Consider the following 23,591-nt stretch of genomic DNA (forward strand, 5'->3'; position numbering starts at 1 on the left):
CCGCGGTCGATATCGCCTGCGCCTGGTCATCGGCGTGATCGACTGACAGAGGAGTGCACATCATGGCCACCACGATCGATCTGATCCGGCTTTCCCAGGACGTCGGCCATCTGATGGATCGCATGGCGATCAGTGACCTGCTGATCGCGTTCGCTCGTGCCATCGACACCAAGGACTGGGCCGGCTACGCCGCGCTGTTCACCGAGGACGGCGTCGTGGAGATCCCGGTCAAACTGCCGGACGGCACCTTCGCCCGCCACATCGGACGGGCCGGGATGGCCGCCTGGATCGCCGGCGACGCGAACCGGCCTGGCCTGGGGCGATTCGTGCAGACTCATCACCTGAGCGCGAACCACCAGATCACCATCGACCACGACACCGCCACCACCACCTCGTACGCTCAGTGCATCCACCGGCTCGACGATGACCCGGCGAACGTGTGGGAGCTCGGTGGCTGGTACTCGTGCGAGGTGCGCCGCACGCCGGACGCGGGATGGCGGTTCACCAGGGTCCACCTGGACATGGTGTGGGAGCACGGAAAGCCAGTCGGACACGGCTGATGCCACGAAGCCCCGGCGACCATCCCGATCGCCACGGTGGCGGTGGCTGCGCGGCCTTCACGACGTGCCCCGCTCGATGACCGGCAAGATCAGCCGGCTCGGATATGCACGGCCATGCAGCACCTGATTTGTGGCGACGGCCGCTTCGTCGAGCGACTCTCGGGCGATGACACCGCCGGTATTCGTATTGCGGTCGTAGCGGGGGAAGTTACTGCTGGAAATTTCCACCCTGATGCGATGGCCGGGCAGGAACACGTTGGACGTGACCGCCAGATCGAGGGTGACCTGGTGGATCGCGCCAGGCTCGAGCGGTTCCGGCCGCGCGAGGGAATTCCGGTAACGGGCGCGGAGCATGCCGTCGGTCAGATAGATCGCCCGACCGTCGGGGAAGACGTCGACAAGTTTCCCGGTGAAATCGGTGTCCATCGCCGACGACGACACGAACAGTTCGAGGGACACATGGCCGGTGACTTCGACCGGTTCTTCGAGCACCGGGGTCGAAAAGCACAACACGTCATCGCGGGCCTCGACCGGTCGTTGGTCGACCGGTCCGACGGCGTTCAACGCGCTGGGCATGACGAGCCGGCCACCCAGGGTGGGCACTGGGTCCGCCGGGTCATAGACGAAGGTATCGGTCGCATCGGCGCCGGGCTCGCCGGTGGCGAGGACCCCGTCGCCGTCCGCGGTGTTGGCGTGACCCCCACCGCCGAGAAAGTAGTCCACATATCGGGTGCCGGGCAGCGGCCAATCCTGCTCGTCGCGCCACTGGTCCAGACCCATCACGAAGATCCGGACAGGCGCCGATCCGTCGAGCGCATCCGTACGACCCCGTAACCACCTGTCGAAAAAGGCGATGTGCGCGCCGGTCAGGTCGGCAGCCGCCACGTCGGCCGAGAGCCCGAACTGACGGTCGTGGTAGACACCGGTGTACGAGAGGTGATCCCACGGGCCGATGATCAATCGTTGCCCGTCACGACTTTCCTCGCTGCCGGCGGTCTTGCGCATGGCGGTGAACGAGCGAGCCGTCGAGGAGACGCAAATATCGAACCACCCTCCGATGTGGAGAGCCGGAGTTTCGACCTTCTCGGGGTGGTCACCGACCGAAAGTGCTTGCCAGTACTCGTCCCGGACGGGGTGCGCCACCAGCTGCGGCCACCAAGGTGCGAACCTGTCGAGTACGGGCTGATCACCGACGGGCATGGAGGCCAACGGAATGTCGAGGTCGGCGAGCAATCCGCCGATCTCGGTGAGCGCTTCGACGCCCGCCGCTGATCGTGGTGCCCCGGCGAAAGCGACGACCGTCGACCACCACATCACGAGGTGCAGGGAGAAGGCGCCGCCATCGGAATAAAAGGGTGAGGTGTAGTAATCGGTCGTCGTCACCGTGGGGGCGATGGCTTTCAGGGCTGCCGGCGTCTGCGAGGCCGTCGCCCATTGCGTCATCCCGAGATAAGACGCACCGAATGTGCCGACCGTGCCGTCGCACCAGGCTTGGCGGGACACCCAGTCGACCGTATCGGCGCCGTCGGCCGGCTCGTTCACCAGCGGAGTGAAGGCCCCGCCCGAGCGAGAAGTGCCCCGGCAATCCTGGAAGACCACCGCGTATCCGGCTTCGAGGAGCGCCTGAGTGTTGAGGGAATTGGCGAGCAGATTGGGAACATCCTTCCCGTACGGGGTCCGGACCAGCAACGTCGGCGCCGGATGGGTGTCGGGAATCCAGAGGTCTGTGGAAAGAGTGTGGCCATCGCGCATCGGCACCGGCACATCTTTTTCGACGCGGTAGCTCATGGTCACAGCGTGATCAGGATCTTGCCGTGGACGTGACGTCCGGTGTGGACTGTCACGGCGTCGCGGACCTGCTCGATCGGGAAGGTCGCGGCGATCGGCACGGTGATCTTGCCGGCGAGGATCCCGTCGGTGATCCGCTCCATAGCGCCGGCGTCGGCTGCCATACCGCCGGTCGCACGCACGCCGCCGGGAGGGTTGGGTGCGGCGATGGTGGAGATCCGTTCGGGCGGTACGCCGAGGGCGAGCGCGGCCTCGGCCGTCTCGGTGCCGAACAGGTCGGTTGCCGCGCTGACGCCACCGGGCGTCAGTGCCTTTACCCGGTCCGCCAGTCCGGGACCGTACGTCACGGGCTCGGCGCCGAACTTCCGCAGGAACTCGAACGTGCTCTCCGACGCGGTCCCGATCACCCTGGCGCCGGCAAGCTTCGCGAGCTGCATGGCGAACACGCCTACCCCGCCGGCGGCACCGCCGACCAGGACCGTGTCACCGGCCCGCACGTCGATCACCCCGATTGCGGCGGCAGCGGTCATCCCGGCCACGGGAATCGTGCTCGCCACCTCGTCGCTGATGCCCTGCGGCGTATGCCAGAGTGCGTCAGCCCCTTCGGGGGGCGTCTTGACCACCACGAAATCGGCGGCCGCCCGGCCCAGCGCGCCGCCGAAAACCCGGTCCCCCACGGCAAAACCCGTGGCGCCTTCGCCGACCTCGTCGACGACGCCGGCGAAGTCGTAGCCGAAGCCGGATGGCACGGTGATGCCGAACTGAGCCGCGGCCTCGCGCTGCGCGGCAAGGACCCAGTCCATGGGGTTCAGGCTGACGGTCGTGACCTTGACGCGGACCTCACCCTGGCCGGCGTGCGGCTCCGGAATCTGCCGCAACTCCAGTACCTCGGGACCGCCGAACGTCTCATAGATGACAGCGCGGCTCATGGCAGACCTCCACAGTGATGGGACTTGGTCCTATCACCATACACGAGTGATGGGACCAAGTGCCGTAAACTGTCCTCATGGCCCGCTGGCAACCCAACGCATCGGAGCGACTCGTTGTCGCCGCCCTCGAGCTGTTCGAGGAGCGGGGCTACGAAAACACGACGGTGATCGACATCGCGGAGCGCGCCGGGCTGACGAAGAGCACGTTCTTCCGCCACTTCCCGGACAAGCGGGAGGTGCTTTGCGGCGGGGGGACGATGGCCGGGCTACTCGTCGAGGGAATCGTCGCGGCGCCGGCCGAGGCCACTCCGCTCGAAGCGGTGGCTCATGCTCTGGAGACGGTCGGCAAGGAAGCCTTCCCGCCCGATCGTCGTGAATTCAGCGCCCGCCGCCAGGCGGTGATCGCCGCCAGCCCGGAGCTGCGGGAACGCGATGCGTTGAAGGGGCTCGGCCTCACCGCATCGATGATCGACGCGCTCAAGCGGCGCGGTGTTCCCGACCTGATCTCCCGCGTGGCGGCTGAACTGGGTGCGCTCGCCCTGACGATCGCCTACGAGCGCTGGAGCGACACAACCAACGACGACGAATTCAGCGACCTCACGTGGCGCGCGCTTCGTGAAGTGCGCGCGGCCAGCGGGTCGTGCTGAGCCTCGATGCGTCAACCGTCCACAATGGTCATCGTCTCGGTGATCCGGGCGGCCGCCGCGCGGACGGCGTCGATGATTTCCCGTTCCAGTTGGGCGGAAACGCGTGAGGCGACGGCGGCGACGCTGATCGCGGCGATCACCTTCTCGCCGCCGTCGCGGATGGGTGCGGCGATGCCGAGGACGTCGTGGTCGAGTTCCGAGCGGGTCAGCGCATAGCCGTCGTGGCGGATCGTTTCGAACCGCTTCATGAGCTGGTCGATGTCGGTGATCGTCGCCGGGGTGAAGCGCTCGAGCGGGGTGCCGGCGAGGATGGCGCGCGCCTCCTCCGCGTCACTCCAGGCGAGCAGGACCTGGGCCGACGCGCCGGCGTTCACCGGCAGGGTCGAGCCGCGCTCGTAGGAGATACGAACGCGGTGCACGTCGGACTCGGCCCGGTCCAGGCAGGTGACGACACCGCCGACCCGGCGGGTGAGCAGTGCCGTCTCGTGCACGTTCGTGGCGAGGTCGGCGAGGACGGGGAGGGCGACATCAGCCAGCCGGTGGGCGCGCCGGGCCAACCGGGCCAGCTCCAGAACTCGCATACCCAGCCGGAACCGGCCCCCGGGTGCCTCTTCGAGATAGCGCTTCGTGACCAGGCTCTGGAGATACCGGTACCCACTCGACCTTGCGACGCCGAGATGTTCGGCGACCTGGGCGGCGGAGATGACCGGCACGTCATCGGTGAACATGTTCAAAATGTCGAGTGCGCGATCGGCAGTCGAGTTGCGCTCGCGGTAACCCCGCGACGGCATCGTGGGCTCCACCTGTCCTGACATGCGAAACAGTCTACGGTGACTCCAGCTGAGCCGGGTTGACCACCGCCATCCAGATCGGCTCCGTCCGGCTGTGCAGCGCGGCCAGTGCCTGGTCGATCTGATCCAACGGGTACCGGTGGGTGATCAGCCGATCGGCCGTGATGACGCCCGATTCGAGCAGGCGCAGCACGTCGTGCACGTCGGCGCGGGTGTTGGCGCGCGTTCCGACGAACCGCCAGCACCGGGCCATCATCGCGCTGACCGGGGCGAGTTGGTTTTCCAGGTTGCCGCCCATGTGGACGTACGTGGCGCCGGTGGCCATCGACAGGAGCGCCTGCCCGCCGGCCGGGCCGGCTGGGGAGAAGTCGAGCACGGCGTCGGCTCCGCCGGGGACGAGCCGCTGCAGCGCTGTGGTGAGGCCGCCGCCGGTGGTCCAGTCGGCCGGCAGGTCCTCGAGTGCGACGAGGTCGGTGGGCAGCGTCCCGGCCAGTTCCCCCACCGCGGCAAGCCGTTTGGCGTTGCGCCCGACAAGCACCAGCCGGGCGACCCCGAACTGCGGGGCGAGCGTGACGGTGGCCGTGCCCATCGTGCCGGTGGCCGCGGTGATCACGAGCGTGGAGCCGGGGGCGAGCCCGGCGCACTTGAGCGCGCGCAGCGCGTTGGCCAGGTCGTGCACCTTGGCGCCGACGTCGAACCCGACGCCGTCAGGCAATGGATCGACCAGCCAATGCGGGACGCGGACGAACTCGGCAAGGCCGCCGTCGTGGTAGGCGTCGTAAAGCGGTCGCGGGCCGGTGGCGAAGGCGGCGTGGCCCACCAAAGCCTGCTGAGCGCACATCATTTCGCGGTCGGTGGTGCAGTAGACGCACTGGCGACAGGCGAGGTTGGGATGGAGCCGCACCCGGGTGCCGACGGCGATATCGGCGACCTCGGCGCCGACGGCCGCCACGGTGCCGGCGGCCTCGTGACCGAGCGTCGTGGGGAGCACGGGAAACGCACCCATGGCGGCCAGCCGCATGACGCCGGTGGCGAGGCCGGCGGAAGCGACCCGGATCAGCACGTCATTCGGACCCGGTTGCGGCACCGGGACCCGCGTCAAGTTGACGGTCGTGGCGCCGCTTTCCAGCCGAGCGGCGAGCATGGTGTCCGGGCTCATGCGGCAGCTCCGTTCTGGCGGGCGGCGGCGAGCCGCTCGGGGCTGTAGGTCTCCGCTGTCCAGTCGGGTTCCGCGACGCGCGGAAGCTCGCGATTGCACTGGATCCGGATGTGCTCGCTCGGCGTATCGGTGACCACCGCGGTGTGGGCGATGCCGAGCGGAATGCGCAGGAAGTCACCGGGTCGCAGCTCGGCGATCCCGCGCTGGGTGACGACGGTGCGCGTGCCGCTCACCTGGTACTGCACTTCGTCGGCGTCCAGCGTGCGGAGGTAGGTGTGCCCGGGCGTCGGGGGTGTCACGGTCATGCCGATGCGGGCGTAATCGTTGCGGTAGAGCCAAGTCGTACCGGGTTCGCCGGCGCCGCGCAGCACCTGCAGGCGTTCCTTTTCCGTGGTGACCTGATCGAGCAGGCGTTGCTCGTCGATGGGGAACACGGCGATGTCGTGACCGGGCGAGCCCAGGCATTGGGTGACCGCTTCGTTCACCGGATGTGGTTCCCAGCCGGGGAACGGCGGCATCACCACGTCGGATTCGCGGACCGCGGCGCACTCCTCGCTGACCGGTGCGGGGGTGTAGAAGAGCAGGTGGGACTCCTTGCGTCCCCAGTTGTCATGTCCGACTCCCCGGGGCAGCCTCGAGAACTCGCCAGGCCGGTGCTCGACGACCCCGAGTTCGGTCATCAGTGTGCGTTCGCCCGCGATCTGATACGAGATCTCGTCGACGTCGCAGTTGCGATGGTAGAAGGGCTGCCGGTTGTCCATCGTCTGCCATTCGACCCGCAGTTTGTCGTTCTCGAAAACGCCTCGTGGTGGAGCGAAAGGCTGTGCCCGATATTCGACCGGGAAGTGGACGACTTCCAGCGGTGGCTGATCGCGCCACAACGGGATCGGCAGCTTGCTGGGATGCGGCGCGGCGAGCAGCAGGTGCTCGTCGCGTTCCAGCACGCGCAGCGGCTCATCCGTGGTGAACAGGGCGAGGTGTTCGGTGACAGTTCCCATGATTTCTCCGATCCTCCGGTCAGCCGCGGCCGGAAGGAAGATGCTCGGCGAGGAACGCGGTCGTGCGTTCCCAGGCAAGTTCGGCTGCCTTGCGTTGGTACATCGCGGGGCGGGCATCGCAGGCGAAGGCGTGCCCGGCGTCGGCGTAGACGAACTGCCGGGCGGGTACCGCGAGGTCGGCCAATGCCGCGTCGATGGCCGCGACCTGACCGGCCGGGATCGTGGGGTCCTCGGAACCGACGTGCATCAGTATCGGCGCGTCGATTTTCCCGGCGCGATCCAGCACCGCATGTGGGCCCGCGGCAATGCCGGGACCGTAGAAGGCGACGGTGGCCGCCAGCCCGCTGATCGAGGTGGCGGCGGTGAAGGCCGCCCGCCCGCCGAAGCAGAAGCCGATGACGGCCACCCGGTTCGCCGGTATGCCGTCGTGAGTGTCGAGGTGATCCAGTACGGCTTGCACGTCGTGGATGATCGCGTCGGGGCCGAGCGCACCGATCAGCGGCATCGCCTCCGTGTGCTGCTCGTAGCCGAGCACACCGGTGCCGGTGCGATGGAACAGATCGGGCGCGACCGCAAGGTGCCCCTGTGCCGCGATCCGCCGGGTGACGTCCTGGATGTGATCGTTCACCCCGAACGCCTCCTGCAAAACGATCACCGCGGACGTCGCGCCGGCACCGGCCCGATAGAGACGCATCGGACCCTCCGCGGTCGAAATCGTGGTCCATACCGGTGACTGCTGGGAAGTCATGTCGGTCACAATAGCACATTGTCTTACTTAGTAGGTCTTGCGTCCTGAAAAATAGAATGTTTCTATGTCTACTCATGAAGGGCGAACTCCAGGCCGGACGGACCGATGTCGTCGTGGTGGGTGCCGGCCCGGTCGGCCTGACGGCGGCGGCGTTGCTCGCGGCTCGCGGCGTTCGGGTCGTCGTGCTGGAGCGCAATGCGAGCACGAGTGATGAGCCGAAGGCGATCAGTCTCGACGACGAAGCGCTGCGCGCCTTCCAGGCCGCCGGCGTGGCCGATCGGATCCTGCGCATCATCGTGCCGGGCATCGGCACCCGCTACTTCGACGGATACGGCCGGGCCGTGTTCCAGGCCCGCGCGCCGCAGCCGTATCGGCTCGGCTACCCGTTCAAGAACCCGTTCGCGCAGCCGGACCTGGAACGCGAACTGTACGACCACCTGGTCGCGCATCCCGGCGCCGAGATCCGTCTGCGGGCCGAGGTGGTCGGTCTCGCCTCGGCCGCGGACGGTGTCGAGGTCCGCTATCGGCGCACCGACGGTGATGAGGCGACCGAGGCTATTCGAGCGGCGTATGTGCTGGGCTGCGACGGCGGGCGGTCCGCGATCCGCGCCACGCTCGGGGTGGGGATGACCGGGCGCAGCCACCAGGAGCTCTGGCTGGTCGCCGATGTGCTGGGCGATCACCATGACGAGCGCTACGGCCTGCACCACGGCGACCCTGATCGTCCGCATGTGATCGTGCCGGGCCGCGATGGCCGTTGCCGGTACGAGTTCCTGTTGCACGACGGGGAGGGTGCGGCGGGTGACGAGGTCGGGTTCGGGCTCGTCGAACGGCTGCTGGCGCCGCATCGCCCGATCGAACCGGACCAGGTGGAACGGGCGGTGATCTACCAGTTCCACGGTCTGGTCGCCGATCGGTGGCGGGCCGGGCGGGTCTTCCTGCTCGGCGATGCGGCGCACATGATGCCGCCGTTCGCCGGGCAGGGCCTCAACTCGGGCATCCGGGACGCAGCGAATCTGTGCTGGAAGGTCGCCGAGGTACTGGCGGGCCGGCTCAGCGATATCGCGCTGGACAGTTACGAGGCGGAACGACGCCCGCACGCCGAGGCCACGGTCCGGCTGTCGGAGCGGCTCGGGCGGATCGTCATGACGACCGACACCCGGTTGGCGGCTCGCCGCGATGCGTACTTTGCCGCTGCCCTGCGCGATCCCGGCACGCGGGCGTTCTTCGAGGAGATGCGCTATCGCCCGGCGCACCGTTATCGGGATGGTCTGATCGCCGGCCATCCGGACGGACCCGAGATCGGTGTCATGATCGGGCAACCACGCGTCTTCGACACCTCGACGGGCTCGGTCCGCCGGCTGGACGACGCGCTCGGAACCGGGTGGGCGCTGCTCGGCGTCGGTGTCCCCGCCGACCGGATCGCCGCCACCACGGCGATCCGGTCTCTCCCCGTTTCGGTCGCCCAAGTCGCCGTCGACGACCGGCTCCCTTCCGCGCCAGGCCAGATCCTCGTCGATGTTGACGGGCAACTCGACGCCGAGTTCGCCCCTTATCGAGGGCACCTCGTCCTGGTGCGCCCCGATCGTTTCGTCGCCGCGGCTTGGCGGCCGGACGCCCAGCCCGACCTCGTTACCGCACTGTCGCTCGCCGCTCCCGCACTCGCTGGTACCTGACGCGGTCGCCCACGCAAGGAGATCACCATGTCCCGACCACCCCGCATCGTCCTGGACGAGCCGGATAATGCCGGCGCGCTGCGCCGAACCGCCACCTCGCATATCGGGTTGCGCGTCCCGGATGTCCCTGGCACGGCAACGTTCTACGCCCGCGTCTTGGGCTTGACCACGCATGCCGAGCTGCCTGACGGAGGGCGCAGGCTGGGCTGGGGGACGGGGCACCACGTCGTCGACCTGACGCCCGGCCCCGCTGGACTGGACCACATCGCCTTCGAGATCCGTGACGAGGACGGTCTTGTCGCGCTGGAGAAGCGGCTGCGGGACGCGGGGCATGCGGTCACCGCACTGGACCCGGCCCATATCGACGCGCCGGCCGACGGCGTGCAGCCGCGCGGCGTGGTCTGCACCGACCCGGACGGCACCACGGTGCGGTTCCACACACCGGTGCACCGGGTAGGCGAGCACGCCGCCGATACGGGGCGCCGTCCGATCCGCTACCAGCACGTCACGCTGGCCACCGCCGACCTGCCGGCGAAGGTGGCGTTCTACGTCGGGGTGGTGGGCTTTCGCATCTCCGATCAGCTGGCCGACGGCAAGTTCGCCTGGCTGCGCTCGGATCGCGATCACCACACGCTCGCCGTCGTCGAGACCGGGCGGACGGGACTCGACCACTACTCCTACGATCTCGCCGAATGGGCCGACTTCAAGGCCTGGTGCGACCGGCTGACCGATCAGGAGGTCGACGTGGTCTGGGGGCCCGGCCGGCACGGTCCTGGCAACAACCTCTTCATCTTCTTCGACGATCCGGCCGGCAACCACGTCGAGCTTTCCGCCGAAATGGAGCAGTTCCACGACGACCGGGTCACCTACACGCCGCGCCGCTGGGAACCGGTGCCGCGCAGCGTCAACCTGTGGGGCGGCCAACTGGCCACGTGGCGCCGTACCTCCGAGACCGACTGAAAAGGGAAACAGACGTGTACGCCACTTACGAGTACGAGGGCCGTCGTCGCGTGGGTCGCGTGGAACCGCGGCCCGATGGCGACCGGCTGATTCCTCTCACCGGGCTGAGCGAGCTCGGCCGTGACACTCCTGGCGAGGTCCTCGCCTCGGCGACCGAGTTGCCGGGCGAGTCCGTGGCTGCTGCTGAGGTGTACCTGTGCCCGGTGGTCCCGCACCCCGACAAGATCGTCTGCGTCGGGCTGAACTACCTGGCCCATGTCGGCGAATCCGGTCGTGATCTGCCCACTTATCCGGTGCTGTTCACCAAGTTCGCGTCCAGCCTGATCGGCCCGCGTGACGACATCGTGCTGCCGCCCGAGTCCGCCCAGGTCGACTACGAGGCTGAGCTGGCGGTCGTGATCGGACGTGCCGGCCGGCGTATCCCCCGCGAACGAGCGCACGAATACATCCTCGGCTACACCGTCGCCAATGACGTCACCATGCGCGACTACCAGTACAAAACGCACCAGTGGTTACAGGGCAAGTCCTGGGATCGCTCGACGCCGCTGGGCCCGTATCTGCTGCCCCCGGCCGAGGCGGAGGTGACCGCCGCCCGGGTGCGCACGGTGCTGGGCGGGAAAACGGTGCAGGACGCCGACACATCGCTGCTCATCTTCGACATCCCCACGCTGATCGCCACGGTGTCCGAGTTCACCACGGTGCTGCCGGGCGACGTGATCCTCACCGGCACACCCGGCGGGGTCGGTTTCCGGCGCGATCCCCAGCTTTTCCTCCAGGACGGCGACGAGATCACCGTCGAGGTCGAGGGCATCGGGGCGCTCACCAACCGCGTGTGCCGGGAGCGCACCTGAACCCCTTATCTGTCGGCGCCGGTGGGGCCGACGACCGGCGCGGGCAGCTCGAACTGGCCGATGCCCAGCACGTGGTGCACGTCCCAGGCGATGGAGTCGTAGTTCCGGTAACCGGCCGCGATGAGCGGCTCACTGCGACATAGCTCGTGCACCGCCTCCTCCGAGAGGTGGCCGAACACGATGATCCCGAGCTCGAACCGATTGGCCGGCCCGGCCATGAGCACCTTGCCCGCGAGCTGCTGTTCGCGCATCCAGGTCAGGTGTGCCGCGAGGGTTCCGTCCTTGATCGCGGCGGCAACGGCCGTTGCCTGGCTGCCGACCCACCGGTGTGTCGTGAGATGCCACATATCGCTCCTTCTGTCGCGTCCGTTCGATGCGACTCTAGTGGAGTCCTGCAATATGAGTCCAGCGACCTGAATTATAGGACTTCTGCTCAAGTGTCAACACATTGAAGGGAGGATTCTGAATCTTCGCTGGTAGATAGCTGAGCTGCCAAGAAGTCGGCATTGACAATCCGCAGAAGAGTTGACACTTGAGCTGGGCTGGAACTACCTTCGGTGACGTGAAATTTGGCGTTGTCTCGTATACGACCGACTACACGATCGGCCCCGTGGAGCTCGGCAAGGAAATAATGAGCTGCGGCCTGCAGGCCCTTTTCGTGCCCGAGCACAGCCACATTCCGGTGAAGCGGGAAACTCCGTGGGGCGGACTTTCGCATGCGGACCAGGCCGCCACCGACGATCCGATGTGGATGCCGGACTGGTACGAAAACTCGCTCGACCCGTTCGTCGCCCTCACCGCGGCGGCCACGGCATCGCCGGGACTCGTGGTCGGCACCGGGGTGGCGCTGGCGTCACAGCGGCACGCCATCAGTTTCGCGAAAGCCGTGGCCAGCCTGGAGGCGGTGATCGGCCCCGACCGGTTCATCTGCGGCGTGGCCCCGGGGTGGAACGTCGAGGAGATGCGTAACCACGGCGTCGGCGGCAAGCAACGGTGGCTCGCGATGCGCGAGACGGTCGAGGCCGCGATCCGGATCTGGACCAGCGAAGAGGCCGAGTACCACGGCAAAGTCGTGGACTTCGACCCGATTCGCAGCTTCCCCAAGCCCGCGACCCGGCCCCATCCGCCGGTGTTGTTCGGCGGACACTCACAGGCCGCGCTCGACCGCATCGTCGCCGTCGGCGATGGCTGGATGCCGGTGGCCGGCCGGGGAGCCCGCCCCACCCTCGAGGACATCGAAAACGGGATCAAGTTCCTCGCTCGCCAGTCCGAAGAGGTCGGTCGCACCTTCATCACCAACGTTCTCGACGTCCGCGTCGACCTGGGCACCATCGAGCGGTACCGCGACATGGGCGTCGACCGGTTCCTGTTCGGCGGTCCCCCGGTGTCCAAGGACGAGGTGCTCCGCAACCTCGACACCTGGGCGGATGTGTTGGCACGCCTGGGTTCCTGACCGTCGCGCGAGGCGAACGCGGACATCGCGTTCGCCTCGAGTCGTTTCGTCAGCGGGTCGGCTGCGAGCCCCCGTCGGCCGGCACGGTCAGCGGGACGGACGGGTCGGGCAGCCGTCGCTCGTGCCGCTGGGCCCGCGTCGCGCCCAGAATGGCGAGGCCTGCCACCACCGCCGGGACGGCGAACAGCACCAGCAGGTTGCCCGCGGTCCAATGCCGGTCGATCAGGAAGCCGGCCACCAGCGGCGCGAGAATGGCCCCGAGCCGACCGGCGCCGATCGCCCAGCCCACCGCGGTGGTCCGGACCGCGGCCGGGTAGAGGTCCGGGACGACGGCGTAGGTTCCGGCCATCGAGCCGTTGATGAACAGGCCCAGCGCGATGGCGACCACGAGCACACCGCTGAGGTTGCCGAACACGAGGTTCATCAGCAGCAGCGAGACGCCGGACCCGAACAGCACCACGACGGCGAGCAGCCTGGTGCTGAGTTTGAGTGCGATCGCGGCGAAGAGGAGCGTCGCGACGAAGCCGCCAACGTTGAGCAGGATGCCCGACTGCGCCGCCTGACCTGCGGACGCGCCGCTCGACTGGAGCAGCTTCGGGGTCCAGGAGTTGGCGAAGTAGTACACCGCCTGGGTGCAGAAGAAAGCGACCCAGATGAGAAGGGTCATCACGAGCGTCCGGCGGCCGAAGACGGCGGCTCGGATACTCCCGGCATTCCCACGAGCGGCCGACTGGGCAGGCAGCTCGGGAAGCTCGGCCAGCTCCGGCTGACCGATCTGCGCCAGCAGCCGGTTCGCGTGGGCCAGCGCGTTGCGCGGGCGGCGGGCCAGCAGGAACGCGATCGACTCCGGCATGTTCGCGATCACGACCACGATGACCACGACCGTCGCCACCGCGCCGATGGCGAACGGCGCGCGCCAGCCGTATGCGCTGATCAGGGACGCCGCGGCCACCCCGCCCACGATGCCGCCGAGGGAGGGCCCCGCGGCGTACAGCGCGATGACCGTCCCACGGCGCCGCCGCGGCGAGTACTCGGCGAGGATCACGGGCAGGCCGGCGGAGATGCCCCCGATACCGAGGCCGGTCATCAGCCTCGCGACGAGCAGGACGGTATAGCTCGGCGACACCACCGCCAGCACCATCCCGGCTCCGCAGAGCACGAGGCACCAGACGACGAGAGGCCGCCTGCCAACGCGGTCGGCGAGCGGTGCCAGGAAGAAGGCTCCGATCGCCATCCCCACCGGTGTCGCGCTCAGGAGGACCCCGAGCTGTCCACCGGTGAGGCCCCACTGGGCGGTCACACCCGATGCCGAGTAGGACATGCCGAAGATGTCGAAGCCCTCGACGGCGTTGAGCACGAAGCACAGACCGACGATGAAAACCTGCCGTCTCGAGAACGGTGACCGGTCGATGGATTCCTGGATCGACATTGCGTCTCGCCTCCTTTGGTGCGACGCCCGGCGACCCGCGCTGGGTGGCCGGCATGGTCGAGCAGTGACCCCCAGAGTGGTGAACGTTACTACACTCGAAGCCGGTTAACCAGATAATCTGTCAACACTTCTCTCCATCACTCCTCTATGACAACCAAAAACGAGCCACCGTGTCCTTAGAAGTGACAAATATGTTTACACTTTACTCGGTCTAGGAGAGGTGTAGTGATGAGCAACCGGTGCCAGCGATCTTCCGGCATGGTGTGACGTGAGGCCGTTCCGGCGGATCGACCGTGCCGCGCACGACCCTGCCCTCGATCTCCGGGCAGGCACGCAACTCGCCGACGGATGGTGGGCCTTCGCGGCAGTTGCGTCGGTGCTGACCATCGTGACCATCGGCGTCAACATGCCCCCGGTGCTGTTCCCCAGATATGTCGACGCCTACGGCCTTTCCCCACTCACCGTGACCGGCGTCTTCGCCACCTACACCCTCTGCATCGCACCGGCGCTCCTGGTGTTCGGACCGCTCTCGGACGCCATCGGGCGCAAACGGGTCCTTCTCCTCGCGATCGTCATCGCCGTGGCCGCCGCGATCGTGCTCGCCGCGGCACGCAACGTTTGGTGGCTCTTCGCCGGGCGCGCTCTCCAGGGCTTGGCTGTCGGCGCGACCCAGGGCCCGGCAGCGGCCGCCCTCGCCGACACACACCCGCGTTCCGACATCGGGCAAGCCGCACTGGCGGCGACCTTGGCGACGTGCATCGGTACCGCGGTCGGGCCGATGTCCGTGGGCCTGCTCGCACAGTACGGCCCAGCACCGCTCCAGCTGTCCTATCTGGTCGAGCTGGCGCTCCTCGTCGCCGCTCTGGCAGGGCTGTTCGCCGGCTTCCCAGCGGCGAAGAAAACACACGGACGGCGCGTCACAATCAGCTGGCCATCAGTTCCCGCGAACATCCGGCCCGCCTTTCTCCGTGCCGGCGGCTCAGCCGTGCTCGCCTGGGTTGTCGCGGCCCTTTTCCTTGCCCTGGCGCCATCCTTGCTCAGGACGTACCTCCACACCGACAACAGCGTGGTGTCCGGCGGCGTCCAGGCCCTGATGCTGACCTGCTCCGCTCTCGCCCAGCTCGGCGGACGCAGACGGCAGTCGCGGCCCCTGCAGATGTTCGGACTCGTATTGCTCGTCGCCGGGCTGGGCATCCTCGCGGGCGCGGCTTCGGCGACCTCCGCGGTGCTCTGCGCGCTGGCGGCCGCCGTCGCCGGAGCCGGTCACGGCCTGGTGTTCAGCGGAGCCGCCCGCGAGGTCGGCGCCCTCGCGCCGAGTGACCGTCGCGGAAACATCATGTCGATGTTCTTCCTGGCGATCTATCTCGGCGTCACGGTGGCGGTCCTCGGGGTCGGCGCCCTTTCGTCGGGCGTCGGCCTGATCCTCGCGGTGCAGCTCTTCTCGCTGGCGGTGGGCCTTGCGTGCGCGATGAGCGTCGTCAGCCACGTCAACGGATCAGTGGTCAACAGGAAGGCGGCAAAGTGTTGCCCATAACCGAAAATTTCGATGTCGCGATCATCGGCACGGGCTCCGGCAACTCCCTGCTGACCGCCGACTACGACAGGCTGAAAGTCGCGATCATCGAGCGTGACGTCTTCGGCGGCACCTGCCTGAACCGGGGCTGCATCCCGACGAAGATGTTCGTGTACGCGGCGGACGTGGCCGAGACCGTGCGGCACTCGTCGCGGTATGGCGTGGACGCGCGACTCGACACCGTCCGCTGGAACGACATCGCCGACCGGGTCTTCGGGCGCATCGACCCCATCGCGGCCGGCGGCGAGGACTACCGCAAGAGCTTGGACAACGTCACGGTGTTCAACGGGGAAGCCCGGTTCACCGGCGAACGCACGCTCGAGATCCGTTCCGCGGACGGATCCTCGCGCCACATCGTCGCCGACGACATCGTGCTCGCGGCCGGCGCCTCCCCGCGAATCCCGCCGATCCCCGGCCTGTCGGAGATTCCGTACCACACCAGCGACACCGTCCTCCGGATCCGCGAGCTGCCGCGGTCACTCATCATTCTCGGCGGTGGGTTCGTCGCGGCGGAGATGGCGCACATCTTCGGCAGCTTCGGCGTCGACATCACGATCATCAGCCGCGGCACACTGCTGGCGCGCGAGGACGAGGACATCAGCCGCGAGTTCACGCGGCAATACAGCGACAGGTTCACGACGTACCTGAACGCCGACATTCTCGAAGCGGCACCCGGCGGCGACGGCACGGTCCGGATCGACGTACGCGTTGACGGCGAACGAATTTCCGTTGCCGCGGAAGCACTTCTGGTCGCGACCGGCCGCACCCCGGCCAGCGAGACCCTCGCGCTCGACGTGGCCGGCGTCGAGGTCGACGCCGCGGGATACGTCGTGACCGACAAGTTCCTGCGCACGACCGTCCCCGGTATCTGGGCCCTCGGCGACATCACGAACCCGGCACAGCTCAAGCACACCGCCAACGCCGAAGCCCGGATCGTGGCGCACAATCTCGTCCACCCGGATGACCTGCGGGCGATCGACCTCTGGCCGATCCCGCACGCGGTGTTCGCCGGCCCCCAGATCGCCTCGGTCGGGCTCACCGAACAGGAACTGCGGCGCGCGGGAACCCGCGCGTATGTGACCGCTACGCACCACTACGGCGATGTCGCGTACGGCTGGGCCATGGAGGACACCGAGAATTTCTGCAAGCTCATCGCGGACGCCGAAACCCGGGTGCTGCTCGGGGCCCACATCATCGGACCGAACGCGAGCATGCTGATCCAGCAGCTGATCCAGGGCATGAAGTTCGGCCAGACCGTGGACGAGATGGCTCGCGGGATGCTCTACATCCACCCGGCGCTGAGCGAGCTGGTCGAGAACGCCTTGCTCAAGCTGTGAGCCGGGACCGGCCCGCTCCGCCCCCTTTATCGGAGCGGGCCGTCGTGCGGCCGGTCAGACCGTGAAGGCGAGGTTTTCCAGCACCTTCGCACCGAGTGCCTGGTCACCCTCGATCGTGACCTGGGGCTTTGCCGCGTGCGGTTCGATCCGGCCACCGACCAGGCGCATGAACAGAGCCGACGACAGCCGCAGCGTGACCGTCGCCGGCGCGTCGAGCGCCTCCCTGACCTTCGCGCGGCCTTCGACGGCGACGTGCAGCTGCGCGGTGACCGGGCCTTCGAGCGCGAGTGTCACCGAAGACCCCTCCGGCGCGCCCGCCTGCTTGCCGATGACGAATCCGAGCGCGGACCGCACCTCCGCCAGGCACTCTTCGGCCACGGGGCCGCCTTCGCCGCCCGGCCGGCCGATCGCGTGCCGGATGTCCTGCTCGTGCATCCAGCAGTCGAAGATCCGGATCCGCATGAACCCGCTGTAGGGGCGTTGCCCGCCCGGCGTCCAGCTGTCGGCCTCGAACTCCTCGTCGGACATGGCGCGCAGGAACGCGGACCGGCGAGCGGTGACCTCACGGAACTCGGCGAGGAGCTCCTCGTGGGTCAGGGGGCGCAGCGCGTCGATCCAGGCCTCGTTGGTCTGGCCGATCACGTTGCGCACGTGCGACTTGGTGCCCTCGCCGAGCGTCGCGGCGGCCACGCGTTCCCGCATGGTGTCCGGGCCCTGCTCCAGCATGCGCTCGGTGCCGACGATGTGCGCGAGCGTGTCGTGCACATCCCAGCCGGGAAGCACGGTCGTGTCCCACTCACCGGCGGGCAGCGGGGTGAGCAACTTGTCGAGGTCGGCCCACACGGTGCCGAGCAGATCGGCTACTTCCAGACGCCTGCTGTTCATCGGTCCGCCTTCCTGTTCTTCGGGTCGTGTTCGCCGAAGTCGATGACCTCACCGCGGTTGATGCTCGTCCAGTCCCTGGCTTCGAGGTATGGGCGAATGGTGCGGGCGATGAAGTCGTCGTCCTGCTTGGTCTTCGGGCGCTGTGTCTCGTAGAGGTGCGGGAACTCCAGCCAGGCCGTGGTGGCGTACCAGAGGCGGAGTGCCGCCGCGCCTGTCGGTGGGTCCATCACGACCGGCCCGAAGAGTAGCTGGTCACCGAAGAACATCGACGGGACACCGAAACCACCGGCGTTGATGACACGCTCGTGATCGGCCTTGACCTCGTCGTGGGTGGTCGGGTCGGCGATCGCCTTGTCGACCACGTCCGCGTCGACGCCGATCCGGGTGAGCAGGTGACGTGCCACGGCGGGGTCGTGGGGCCGGTGACCATCCACGTGCAGCGCCCAGCCCGCGGTCTCGAACCACTTGTCCACCAATGACATGTCGGTCCGCCGCAGATAGGCGCCGATCCGCATCATCGACCATCCGTAGGTCCACTCACGTTCCCACGGATGTTTCTTGCCCTCGACGCGGTTGACCTCCTCCAGGCTGAAAAAGCGCCAATTGATCGTCAGGCCGGTCTGTTCGCGGACGTTGCGCAGCCACCGCGCGGTCTGGAACGCGAAGGGACACAACACGTCCATGTGGAAGTCGACCGTCGTCGGCGCCTTGCGCACGAGCTCCGCCACCGCGGCTTCCGCGAGGCGGGTGGATGTCTCGGGCACTGTTCCGGTCATGCTGCCGCTCCGCTCTTGTCTTCCCCGGTTGTGGACGACGATTCGCGGACGCACGGGTTCGTCAGCGTCCCGATGGACTCGACGGACGTGACGACCACGTCCCGCGCTTCCAGGGCCACCGGAGGTTTGCGGGCGTGGCCGACGCCGCTGGGGGTGCCGCCCAGGATCAGATCCCCGGGCTTGAGCGTGACGATGTGGCTCAGATAGGACACGACCGCGGCGGGTGGGAACACCATGTCCGATGTCCGTGCCGACTGCATCACCTCGCCGTTGACGGTGCAGGTGATTTCCAGGTCGTCCGCGTGATCGACCTCGTCAGGAGTGACGAGCAGCGGGCCGAGAGGGTTCGTTCCCTCGAACGTCTTGCCCTGAAGCCACTGCATGGTCCGGAACTGGACGTCGCGGGCGGTGATGTCGTTCGTGACGGTGTAGCCGGCGATCGCATCCCGCGCCTCGGCCTCCGAGCCGCGCCTGATCTCGGTGCCGATGACGTAGGCGAGCTCGGCCTCCCAGTCCATCGCGTGGGACATGGCGGGCAGGGCGATGTCGTCCTCGGGACCGATCAGCGATTCGGAGTACTTCGCGAAGAGCGTCGGGTGGTCGGGTACGTCGACACCCATTTCCGCGAGGTGCGCCTTGTAGTTCGCGCCCACGCAGATGATCTTGCCTGGTGCCGTGACGACCGGAGCGAGATCCAGACCGCTCGCATCCAGCTCGCCGGTCGTAGCGACTTCGCGTCCCTGGGCGCGGAGGGTGATCAGCGCGCCGACATCGGGGGCGTCGAAGAGCTTCGCCGCACCGTCGACGAGTTCGGCGGCCGACGTGGTGCCGTCGGACCGCCTCAGCGTCACAAATCGCATGCCTTTGTCCGTTCCGAAAGGCCGCCTGGGCCGCTGACGTACGCGCGGCTTGCTCGGCGGGATGGAGTGGAGTCCCGGGGCGACTTGCATCGACGTCCGCTCCACTTGCGCCTCACGATATCATAAAGTGTCAACACTATAATCCGGACTTAGCCATCACTGGCGGCAGAAGTGCAAGAAGAACGCTAAAAGTGCTGACAGTCGACGCATTTCAAGCAAGATCAGTGCGTCGCAAATTGCTCCGCCGGCTCCCCATCGTGTTAGCATTTGCGAGCTGGCGCAGCGACGCGCTGTCCTGGAGGCAGCACTCACGGCGTAGCCTCCGGACGAAGATGACTGCCGCCAAGGGAGATCGGAGGCCCGACTTGGCCGAAGACCGGTTTCCGTCCTCCGACGCCACCCAGGATGCGCCGGACTCGGCTCTTGCCGAGGACGAGGCGGCGGACAGCGGGCGTGACGCGAGCACGGTCGCGTACCTCAAGATTCGCAAGGACATTCTCGCCGGCCGTGCGGCGCCCGGCAGCTATCTGAACCAGGTCCACATCGCTCGCGAGCTCGCCATCAGCCGCGGTCCGCTGCGCGAGGCATTGCGCCGGCTCGAGAAAGAGGGCCTGGTGGTGTCGGAGAAGAACCGCCGCAGTCGCGTGGCGGAGCTGTCCGCATCCGATGCCGAGCAGCTCTACGCGCTGCGGTGCGTGAACGAGAGGCTCGCGATCGAGCTCAGCGTTCCGCTCCTGACCGGGGACGACCTGCGGGACATGGCCGAAGCACTCGCCACCATGCACGCCACCGACAAGTCGGACGAGGACGCCTGGGAAGCGGCGCACGAACGGTTCCACGAGCTCGCTTTCATTCGCGCGCCCAGCCGGATCTACGGGGTGGTGCAGGAGCTGCGGGAACACGCCGGCCGGTACATCAGGCTTCTTCACGTGGAGCGAGCGCACGCGTTCGCGCTCGTGGAGCACGAGCAGCTGCTCACCGCGTGCCAGGAAGCCGACGCGGTGCGCGCCGCCCAGATCGTGACGAGCCACTTGGCGCGCACGGCGTTCGGGGTGCTCACCATCATCGACCCGCTCTACGAACCGGCCTCGTTGCGGCAGCTCATGCGCCGGGTGATGGGCGGCGACCCGGTGGCCTCCGTCCGGGTGAGCTGACGTCAGATCAGCGCCGACGTGGCACCGCCGTCGACGAAGATGGTGGCGCCACTGATGAAGGACGCGTCGTCGGCAGAGAGCATGAGAACGGCCGCGGCGACCTCTTCCGGTGCGCCCATCCGCCGCATACCTGCCATGTGGGTTCGAACCCACTCGTCACGGACCTCCGCGAACCGTGCCTCGTCGTTCTCGGCACCGAGCGACTTTCGCACCATGGGGGTGTCGATGGTCCCGGGGCTGACCACGTTGACCCGGATGCCCCGCGTCCCGTAATCGAGGGTCGCCGCACGGGCCAGGCCGTTCAGCGCAAGCTTGCTGGCCGAGTACGCGGCGGTCCCCGGCCGTGACCCGTGCTGGATGATCGAACCGGTCAGCACGATCGACCCGCCGCGGTCGAGCAGATGGGGAATCTGGTACTTCATGCTCAGGAAGACCCCACGAGTGTTGACGGCGAAAATGTGGTCCCAGTCCTCGACAGACATTTCGTGGATGGTGGCGTAACCGTTGGCGCCGGCATTGTTGTGCACGACGTCCAGCTCGCCGAGGTACCCGACGGCCTGTTCGGTGGCGGTTCGCACCGACTCCGCGTCACGCACGTCGACCGGGAAGAAGGCGGCCGATCCACCGGCAGCGCGAATGCTGCTGACGGTCTCCTCGGCGCCCACCTTGTCGACGTCCAGACACGCGACACGCGCCCCTTCACGGGCGAACGCCACGGCGCTGGCTCGCCCGATCCCCGACGCGGACCCGGACACGATGACGGCCTTGTTCTGGAATCGGTCAGCACTCATGGACGGCTCCCCGGTTGTCTGTTTCGTTCGGATCTGGTCACCACTTGAGGGACAGCCCGCCGTCGACGACGAGGTCGATTCCCGTGACGTACCTGGATTCATCGCTGGCGAGGTACAGCGCCGCCCACGCCACGTCCCAGCCTTCACCCCCGACTCCCAGCGGCACGAGCGCGGCACGTTTGGCCCACATTTCTTCCACGTTCGCACTGTCCACACCGGAGATACCCGCGTCCTGCTCGACCATCGGGGTCTGCATGGCGCCGGGCGAGACGGCGTTGACCCGCACTCCGTGGCGTGCGTACTCGACCGCGGAGGTGCGGGTGAGGTGCAGCAAGGCGGCCTTCGACGCGTAGTACGCCGCATAGGACACGCCGAGCCAGCGGGTCCCGGCGATTGAGGCGATGTTGACGATCGATCCGCCGCCGCGGGAAGCCATGTGCGGAATCGTGTGCTTCATGGCCAGCAGCGCCGCTTTGACGTTGACGTCCATCACGCGGTCCCAGTTCGACATCTGCATGTCGACGACTCCGCCGACCTCCGCGATCCCGACGTTGTTGTCGAGGATGTCGATCTGGCCCCACAGCTCGAGGCAGGCGGCCACCATGTCGCGTGACTGGCGCTCGTCGGTCGCGTCGGCGGCGTAGGCATGGGCCTGCCCGCCCTCATCCGTAATGATCTTGGCCGTCTCTTCCGCGGCCGCCGGATCCCGATCGACGCAGAAAACGGCGGCGCCCTCACGAGCGAATGTCACCGCGGTCGCCTTGCCGTTGCCCCACCCCGGGCCGATGGAGCCTGCTCCGACGACGAGCGCGGTCTTACCCGCCAGGCGGCCGGCCACGCGACGATCGTGTTCGGACGACGTTCGGCTCATGGGAGTACCTGCTCTCTGCGACGCTGCATGGCTGCTGTCACATCCTGAAACCACGAGGCAATACTGTCAACACTTCTTGTCGGCGCAGTTGCCAATCCGAGCTAAGCCCGCAAGTCTTATCAGCACACTGTGGTCAAGTGTCAACACAATAGGCAGAGGAAGGTGCAGGCGACGTTGGTCAACACGTGGGCGGAGTGCTCGACGGTCTCGTGCCGGGCCTGGAGTCCGGGAACCAGGTCGTGTCGCGGGCTGCCGGTATCCAGCCGTGGTTGTCGACGGCGTCTTCGTGGAACCGCGGGCAGAAGCGCAGCAAGGTGTCGTGGATGCGGGTCCTTGCTTCCAGTTCGTCGAGGAAGGCCGGGCAGTGCGAAGGCATGTCACGGCGACTGGAGCAGCGGGAAGCCTCATAACTGTAGACACTTAACGGCCTTCTCGTGATCACCAGTGCCGACAAAATGCCAAACAAGCCGTTGACGGTCCGCAACCCCGCCGAGTAGTTTCACCCTCAGCCGTCGCCCCTCGTCCGAGGCCCGGCACCCCCAGGCGAAAGGTATCCCTATGCGATTTCTCGCTGTTCATGGCGGCTGTCACGGTGCATGGGCCTGGGACTTCGTCAAGCCGGAGATGGCGAAGCTGGGCCACGAGTTCGTCGCGGTAGAGCTTCCCGGCCACGGAACCCGTCGCGACGAAGTGGCGACACTTGAGGGCTACCGCGACGCCGTCCTCGAGCTGATGCGACCGGGCGACGTGCTCGTCGGGCATTCGTCCGGGTCCGTGGTCGCCACCATCGCCGCGAACGAGCGCCCCGACCTCGTCTCGCACATCTGTTACGTGGCAGGAATTCTCCCGGTCGAGGGCAAGCCGCTCCCTTACGAAACAACCTCGACGAGCCTCGGATCCGACGCAGCATCGCCCGTCGACGACGAGTCGCCTTTGGACACCTACATCAAGATGACCGAAGGCAACGAGGCGTTCTACTTCGAGCGCCCGGGCGCGGTCATGGCCTTCTTCAACGACTGCTCCGAGGAGCTCGTCGACTGGGCCTACTCGAAGTTGGTCCCGGAGCCGTTCGCCCCTTTGACCGTTCCGGTCTCCGTCCCGAACTTCTGGAAGCAGCACGACCTTTCCCGCAGCTTCATCATGGGCTCGCGGGACACCACCTGCTTCCCGGCACTCGCGCACCTGCAAGCGAAACGTTTAGGGGTTGTCCCGCTGGAGATCGATACCGGGCACTCGCCGTGGCTGAGCAAACCGGCCGAGTTCGCCGCACTACTGGTCGAGGCGACAAAGACCACGCCCATCGGACCGCTCGTCCCGACGTCGTTGCATGTCACGCCCGAGCACACCGGCTGAAC

24 protein-coding genes are annotated in these 23,591 nt (G+C 67.5%); 11 read left to right on the top strand and 13 right to left on the bottom strand.

Annotated features, from left to right (window positions below; genetic code table 11):
- The first annotated feature begins 62 nt into the window (after positions 1–62).
- Complete coding sequence (locus tag GKO32_RS14860) at positions 63–560, top strand: nuclear transport factor 2 family protein (protein ID WP_154757454.1); 498 nt, start codon at positions 63–65, stop codon at positions 558–560.
- 57 nt (positions 561–617) lie between these two features.
- Here the strand turns inward: GKO32_RS14860 and GKO32_RS14865 are convergent, their stop codons facing one another.
- Both GKO32_RS14865 and GKO32_RS14870 read right to left on the bottom strand, forming a co-directional pair.
- A complete protein-coding gene (locus tag GKO32_RS14865) occupies positions 618–2,348 on the bottom strand; it encodes a CocE/NonD family hydrolase (RefSeq protein WP_154757455.1) in 1,731 nt (576 codons plus the stop codon).
- 2 nt (positions 2,349–2,350) lie between these two features.
- Positions 2,351–3,277, bottom strand: a complete 927-nt coding sequence (locus tag GKO32_RS14870) for an NADP-dependent oxidoreductase (protein WP_154757456.1) — start codon at positions 3,275–3,277, stop codon at positions 2,351–2,353.
- Between the two features lie 77 nt (positions 3,278–3,354).
- On the opposite strand from GKO32_RS14870, the gene GKO32_RS14875 reads away from it, so the two are divergent.
- Positions 3,355–3,924: a TetR/AcrR family transcriptional regulator gene (locus GKO32_RS14875; protein WP_154757457.1), complete on the top strand. Its 570-nt coding sequence runs from the start codon at positions 3,355–3,357 to the stop codon at positions 3,922–3,924.
- A gap of 11 nt (positions 3,925–3,935) precedes the next feature.
- Here GKO32_RS14875 and GKO32_RS14880 read toward each other — a convergent pair whose 3' ends face one another.
- Genes GKO32_RS14880 through GKO32_RS14895 form a run of 4 tightly spaced genes read right to left on the bottom strand, consistent with a single transcriptional unit; the run spans position 3,936 to position 7,620 of the window.
- On the bottom strand, positions 3,936–4,739 hold the full coding sequence (locus GKO32_RS14880; RefSeq protein ID WP_154757458.1) for an IclR family transcriptional regulator: 804 nt from the start codon (positions 4,737–4,739) through the stop codon (positions 3,936–3,938).
- 10 nt (positions 4,740–4,749) lie between these two features.
- Positions 4,750–5,874, bottom strand: coding sequence for a zinc-dependent alcohol dehydrogenase (locus GKO32_RS14885; RefSeq protein WP_154757459.1), 1,125 nt, complete (start codon positions 5,872–5,874; stop codon positions 4,750–4,752).
- Complete coding sequence (locus tag GKO32_RS14890) at positions 5,871–6,872, bottom strand: cupin domain-containing protein (RefSeq protein ID WP_154757460.1); 1,002 nt, start codon at positions 6,870–6,872, stop codon at positions 5,871–5,873. The genes GKO32_RS14885 and GKO32_RS14890 overlap by 4 nt, the downstream gene beginning before the upstream one ends.
- A gap of 19 nt (positions 6,873–6,891) precedes the next feature.
- Positions 6,892–7,620: a dienelactone hydrolase family protein gene (locus GKO32_RS14895; RefSeq protein WP_154757461.1), complete on the bottom strand. Its 729-nt coding sequence runs from the start codon at positions 7,618–7,620 to the stop codon at positions 6,892–6,894.
- Positions 7,621–7,694: 74 nt separating this feature from the next.
- Here GKO32_RS14895 and GKO32_RS14900 point away from each other — a divergent pair, with 74 nt between their 5' ends.
- The 3 genes from GKO32_RS14900 to GKO32_RS14910 are packed head-to-tail and all read left to right on the top strand — an operon-like array spanning position 7,695 to position 11,107.
- Complete coding sequence (locus GKO32_RS14900; RefSeq protein ID WP_154757462.1) at positions 7,695–9,296, top strand: bifunctional 3-(3-hydroxy-phenyl)propionate/3-hydroxycinnamic acid hydroxylase; 1,602 nt, start codon at positions 7,695–7,697, stop codon at positions 9,294–9,296.
- 27 nt (positions 9,297–9,323) lie between these two features.
- Entirely contained in the window at positions 9,324–10,256 is a 933-nt protein-coding gene (locus GKO32_RS14905) for a VOC family protein (protein ID WP_154757463.1), read from the top strand.
- A gap of 14 nt (positions 10,257–10,270) precedes the next feature.
- Positions 10,271–11,107 (top strand): fumarylacetoacetate hydrolase family protein, encoded by an 837-nt coding sequence (locus tag GKO32_RS14910; RefSeq protein ID WP_312867936.1) that lies wholly within the window; start codon positions 10,271–10,273, stop codon positions 11,105–11,107.
- Positions 11,108–11,112: 5 nt separating this feature from the next.
- Here GKO32_RS14910 and GKO32_RS14915 read toward each other — a convergent pair whose 3' ends face one another.
- Positions 11,113–11,454 (bottom strand): YciI family protein, encoded by a 342-nt coding sequence (locus GKO32_RS14915; protein ID WP_154757464.1) that lies wholly within the window; start codon positions 11,452–11,454, stop codon positions 11,113–11,115.
- A 215-nt stretch (positions 11,455–11,669) separates the two neighbouring features.
- Between GKO32_RS14915 and GKO32_RS14920 the strand changes: the two genes are divergently transcribed.
- Positions 11,670–12,560 (top strand): TIGR03619 family F420-dependent LLM class oxidoreductase, encoded by an 891-nt coding sequence (locus GKO32_RS14920; protein ID WP_154757465.1) that lies wholly within the window; start codon positions 11,670–11,672, stop codon positions 12,558–12,560.
- A gap of 49 nt (positions 12,561–12,609) precedes the next feature.
- On the opposite strand, the gene GKO32_RS14925 is transcribed toward GKO32_RS14920, so the two are convergent.
- A complete protein-coding gene (locus tag GKO32_RS14925) occupies positions 12,610–14,064 on the bottom strand; it encodes an MFS transporter (protein WP_281353853.1) in 1,455 nt (484 codons plus the stop codon).
- A gap of 193 nt (positions 14,065–14,257) precedes the next feature.
- Here GKO32_RS14925 and GKO32_RS14930 point away from each other — a divergent pair, with 193 nt between their 5' ends.
- A complete protein-coding gene (locus GKO32_RS14930; RefSeq protein WP_154757467.1) occupies positions 14,258–15,523 on the top strand; it encodes an MFS transporter in 1,266 nt (421 codons plus the stop codon).
- A complete protein-coding gene (locus GKO32_RS14935) occupies positions 15,511–16,899 on the top strand; it encodes a mycothione reductase (protein WP_312867937.1) in 1,389 nt (462 codons plus the stop codon). Before GKO32_RS14930 ends, GKO32_RS14935 begins: the two co-directional genes overlap by 13 nt.
- 54 nt (positions 16,900–16,953) lie before the next feature.
- Here GKO32_RS14935 and GKO32_RS14940 read toward each other — a convergent pair whose 3' ends face one another.
- From GKO32_RS14940 to GKO32_RS14950, 3 genes are read right to left on the bottom strand one after another with little or no spacing between them, the layout of a single operon-like run.
- Positions 16,954–17,784 carry a maleylpyruvate isomerase family mycothiol-dependent enzyme gene (locus GKO32_RS14940; protein WP_154757468.1) on the bottom strand — a complete coding sequence of 277 codons (831 nt, stop codon included), beginning with the start codon at positions 17,782–17,784 and terminating at the stop codon, positions 16,954–16,956.
- Positions 17,781–18,560 (bottom strand): mycothiol-dependent nitroreductase Rv2466c family protein, encoded by a 780-nt coding sequence (locus tag GKO32_RS14945; RefSeq protein ID WP_154757469.1) that lies wholly within the window; start codon positions 18,558–18,560, stop codon positions 17,781–17,783. Before GKO32_RS14945 ends, GKO32_RS14940 begins: the two co-directional genes overlap by 4 nt.
- Entirely contained in the window at positions 18,557–19,420 is an 864-nt protein-coding gene (locus GKO32_RS14950; protein WP_154757470.1) for a fumarylacetoacetate hydrolase family protein, read from the bottom strand. Before GKO32_RS14950 ends, GKO32_RS14945 begins: the two co-directional genes overlap by 4 nt.
- A gap of 332 nt (positions 19,421–19,752) precedes the next feature.
- Between GKO32_RS14950 and GKO32_RS14955 the strand changes: the two genes are divergently transcribed.
- Positions 19,753–20,574, top strand: a complete 822-nt coding sequence (locus GKO32_RS14955) for a GntR family transcriptional regulator (protein WP_154757471.1) — start codon at positions 19,753–19,755, stop codon at positions 20,572–20,574.
- Positions 20,575–20,576: 2 nt separating this feature from the next.
- On the opposite strand, the gene GKO32_RS14960 is transcribed toward GKO32_RS14955, so the two are convergent.
- Together GKO32_RS14960 and GKO32_RS14965 are read right to left on the bottom strand one after the other, a co-directional pair.
- Positions 20,577–21,365 (bottom strand): SDR family NAD(P)-dependent oxidoreductase, encoded by a 789-nt coding sequence (locus GKO32_RS14960; RefSeq protein WP_166459563.1) that lies wholly within the window; start codon positions 21,363–21,365, stop codon positions 20,577–20,579.
- Positions 21,366–21,402: 37 nt separating this feature from the next.
- Entirely contained in the window at positions 21,403–22,236 is an 834-nt protein-coding gene (locus GKO32_RS14965) for an SDR family NAD(P)-dependent oxidoreductase (protein ID WP_154757473.1), read from the bottom strand.
- Positions 22,237–22,421: 185 nt separating this feature from the next.
- On the opposite strand from GKO32_RS14965, the gene GKO32_RS14970 reads away from it, so the two are divergent.
- Together GKO32_RS14970 and GKO32_RS14975 are read left to right on the top strand one after the other, a co-directional pair.
- Entirely contained in the window at positions 22,422–22,646 is a 225-nt protein-coding gene (locus tag GKO32_RS14970; protein ID WP_154757474.1) for a hypothetical protein, read from the top strand.
- A 148-nt stretch (positions 22,647–22,794) separates the two neighbouring features.
- A complete protein-coding gene (locus GKO32_RS14975; protein ID WP_154757475.1) occupies positions 22,795–23,589 on the top strand; it encodes an alpha/beta fold hydrolase in 795 nt (264 codons plus the stop codon).
- The last annotated feature ends 2 nt before the right edge of the window (positions 23,590–23,591 follow it).

It is taken from the genome of Amycolatopsis pithecellobii, from assembly GCF_009707865.1.
Classification (GTDB): domain Bacteria; phylum Actinomycetota; class Actinomycetes; order Mycobacteriales; family Pseudonocardiaceae; genus Amycolatopsis_E; species Amycolatopsis_E pithecellobii.

What these genes read in the sequence shown, in the direction of transcription:
- GKO32_RS14860 (WP_154757454.1), top strand. Translation starts at nt 63, where the DNA reads ATGGCCACCACGATCGATCTGATCCGGCTTTCCCAGGACGTCGGCCAT.
- GKO32_RS14865 (WP_154757455.1), bottom strand. Translation starts at nt 2,348, where the DNA reads ATGAGCTACCGCGTCGAAAAAGATGTGCCGGTGCCGATGCGCGATGGC.
- GKO32_RS14870 (WP_154757456.1), bottom strand. Translation starts at nt 3,277, where the DNA reads ATGAGCCGCGCTGTCATCTATGAGACGTTCGGCGGTCCCGAGGTACTG.
- GKO32_RS14875 (WP_154757457.1), top strand. Translation starts at nt 3,355, where the DNA reads ATGGCCCGCTGGCAACCCAACGCATCGGAGCGACTCGTTGTCGCCGCC.
- GKO32_RS14880 (WP_154757458.1), bottom strand. Translation starts at nt 4,739, where the DNA reads ATGTCAGGACAGGTGGAGCCCACGATGCCGTCGCGGGGTTACCGCGAG.
- GKO32_RS14885 (WP_154757459.1), bottom strand. Translation starts at nt 5,874, where the DNA reads ATGAGCCCGGACACCATGCTCGCCGCTCGGCTGGAAAGCGGCGCCACG.
- GKO32_RS14890 (WP_154757460.1), bottom strand. Translation starts at nt 6,872, where the DNA reads ATGGGAACTGTCACCGAACACCTCGCCCTGTTCACCACGGATGAGCCG.
- GKO32_RS14895 (WP_154757461.1), bottom strand. Translation starts at nt 7,620, where the DNA reads ATGACTTCCCAGCAGTCACCGGTATGGACCACGATTTCGACCGCGGAG.
- GKO32_RS14900 (WP_154757462.1), top strand. Translation starts at nt 7,695, where the DNA reads ATGAAGGGCGAACTCCAGGCCGGACGGACCGATGTCGTCGTGGTGGGT.
- GKO32_RS14905 (WP_154757463.1), top strand. Translation starts at nt 9,324, where the DNA reads ATGTCCCGACCACCCCGCATCGTCCTGGACGAGCCGGATAATGCCGGC.
- GKO32_RS14915 (WP_154757464.1), bottom strand. Translation starts at nt 11,454, where the DNA reads ATGTGGCATCTCACGACACACCGGTGGGTCGGCAGCCAGGCAACGGCC.
- GKO32_RS14940 (WP_154757468.1), bottom strand. Translation starts at nt 17,784, where the DNA reads ATGAACAGCAGGCGTCTGGAAGTAGCCGATCTGCTCGGCACCGTGTGG.
- GKO32_RS14945 (WP_154757469.1), bottom strand. Translation starts at nt 18,560, where the DNA reads ATGACCGGAACAGTGCCCGAGACATCCACCCGCCTCGCGGAAGCCGCG.
- GKO32_RS14950 (WP_154757470.1), bottom strand. Translation starts at nt 19,420, where the DNA reads ATGCGATTTGTGACGCTGAGGCGGTCCGACGGCACCACGTCGGCCGCC.
- GKO32_RS14955 (WP_154757471.1), top strand. Translation starts at nt 19,753, where the DNA reads ATGACTGCCGCCAAGGGAGATCGGAGGCCCGACTTGGCCGAAGACCGG.
- GKO32_RS14960 (WP_166459563.1), bottom strand. Translation starts at nt 21,365, where the DNA reads ATGAGTGCTGACCGATTCCAGAACAAGGCCGTCATCGTGTCCGGGTCC.
- GKO32_RS14965 (WP_154757473.1), bottom strand. Translation starts at nt 22,236, where the DNA reads ATGAGCCGAACGTCGTCCGAACACGATCGTCGCGTGGCCGGCCGCCTG.
- GKO32_RS14975 (WP_154757475.1), top strand. Translation starts at nt 22,795, where the DNA reads ATGCGATTTCTCGCTGTTCATGGCGGCTGTCACGGTGCATGGGCCTGG.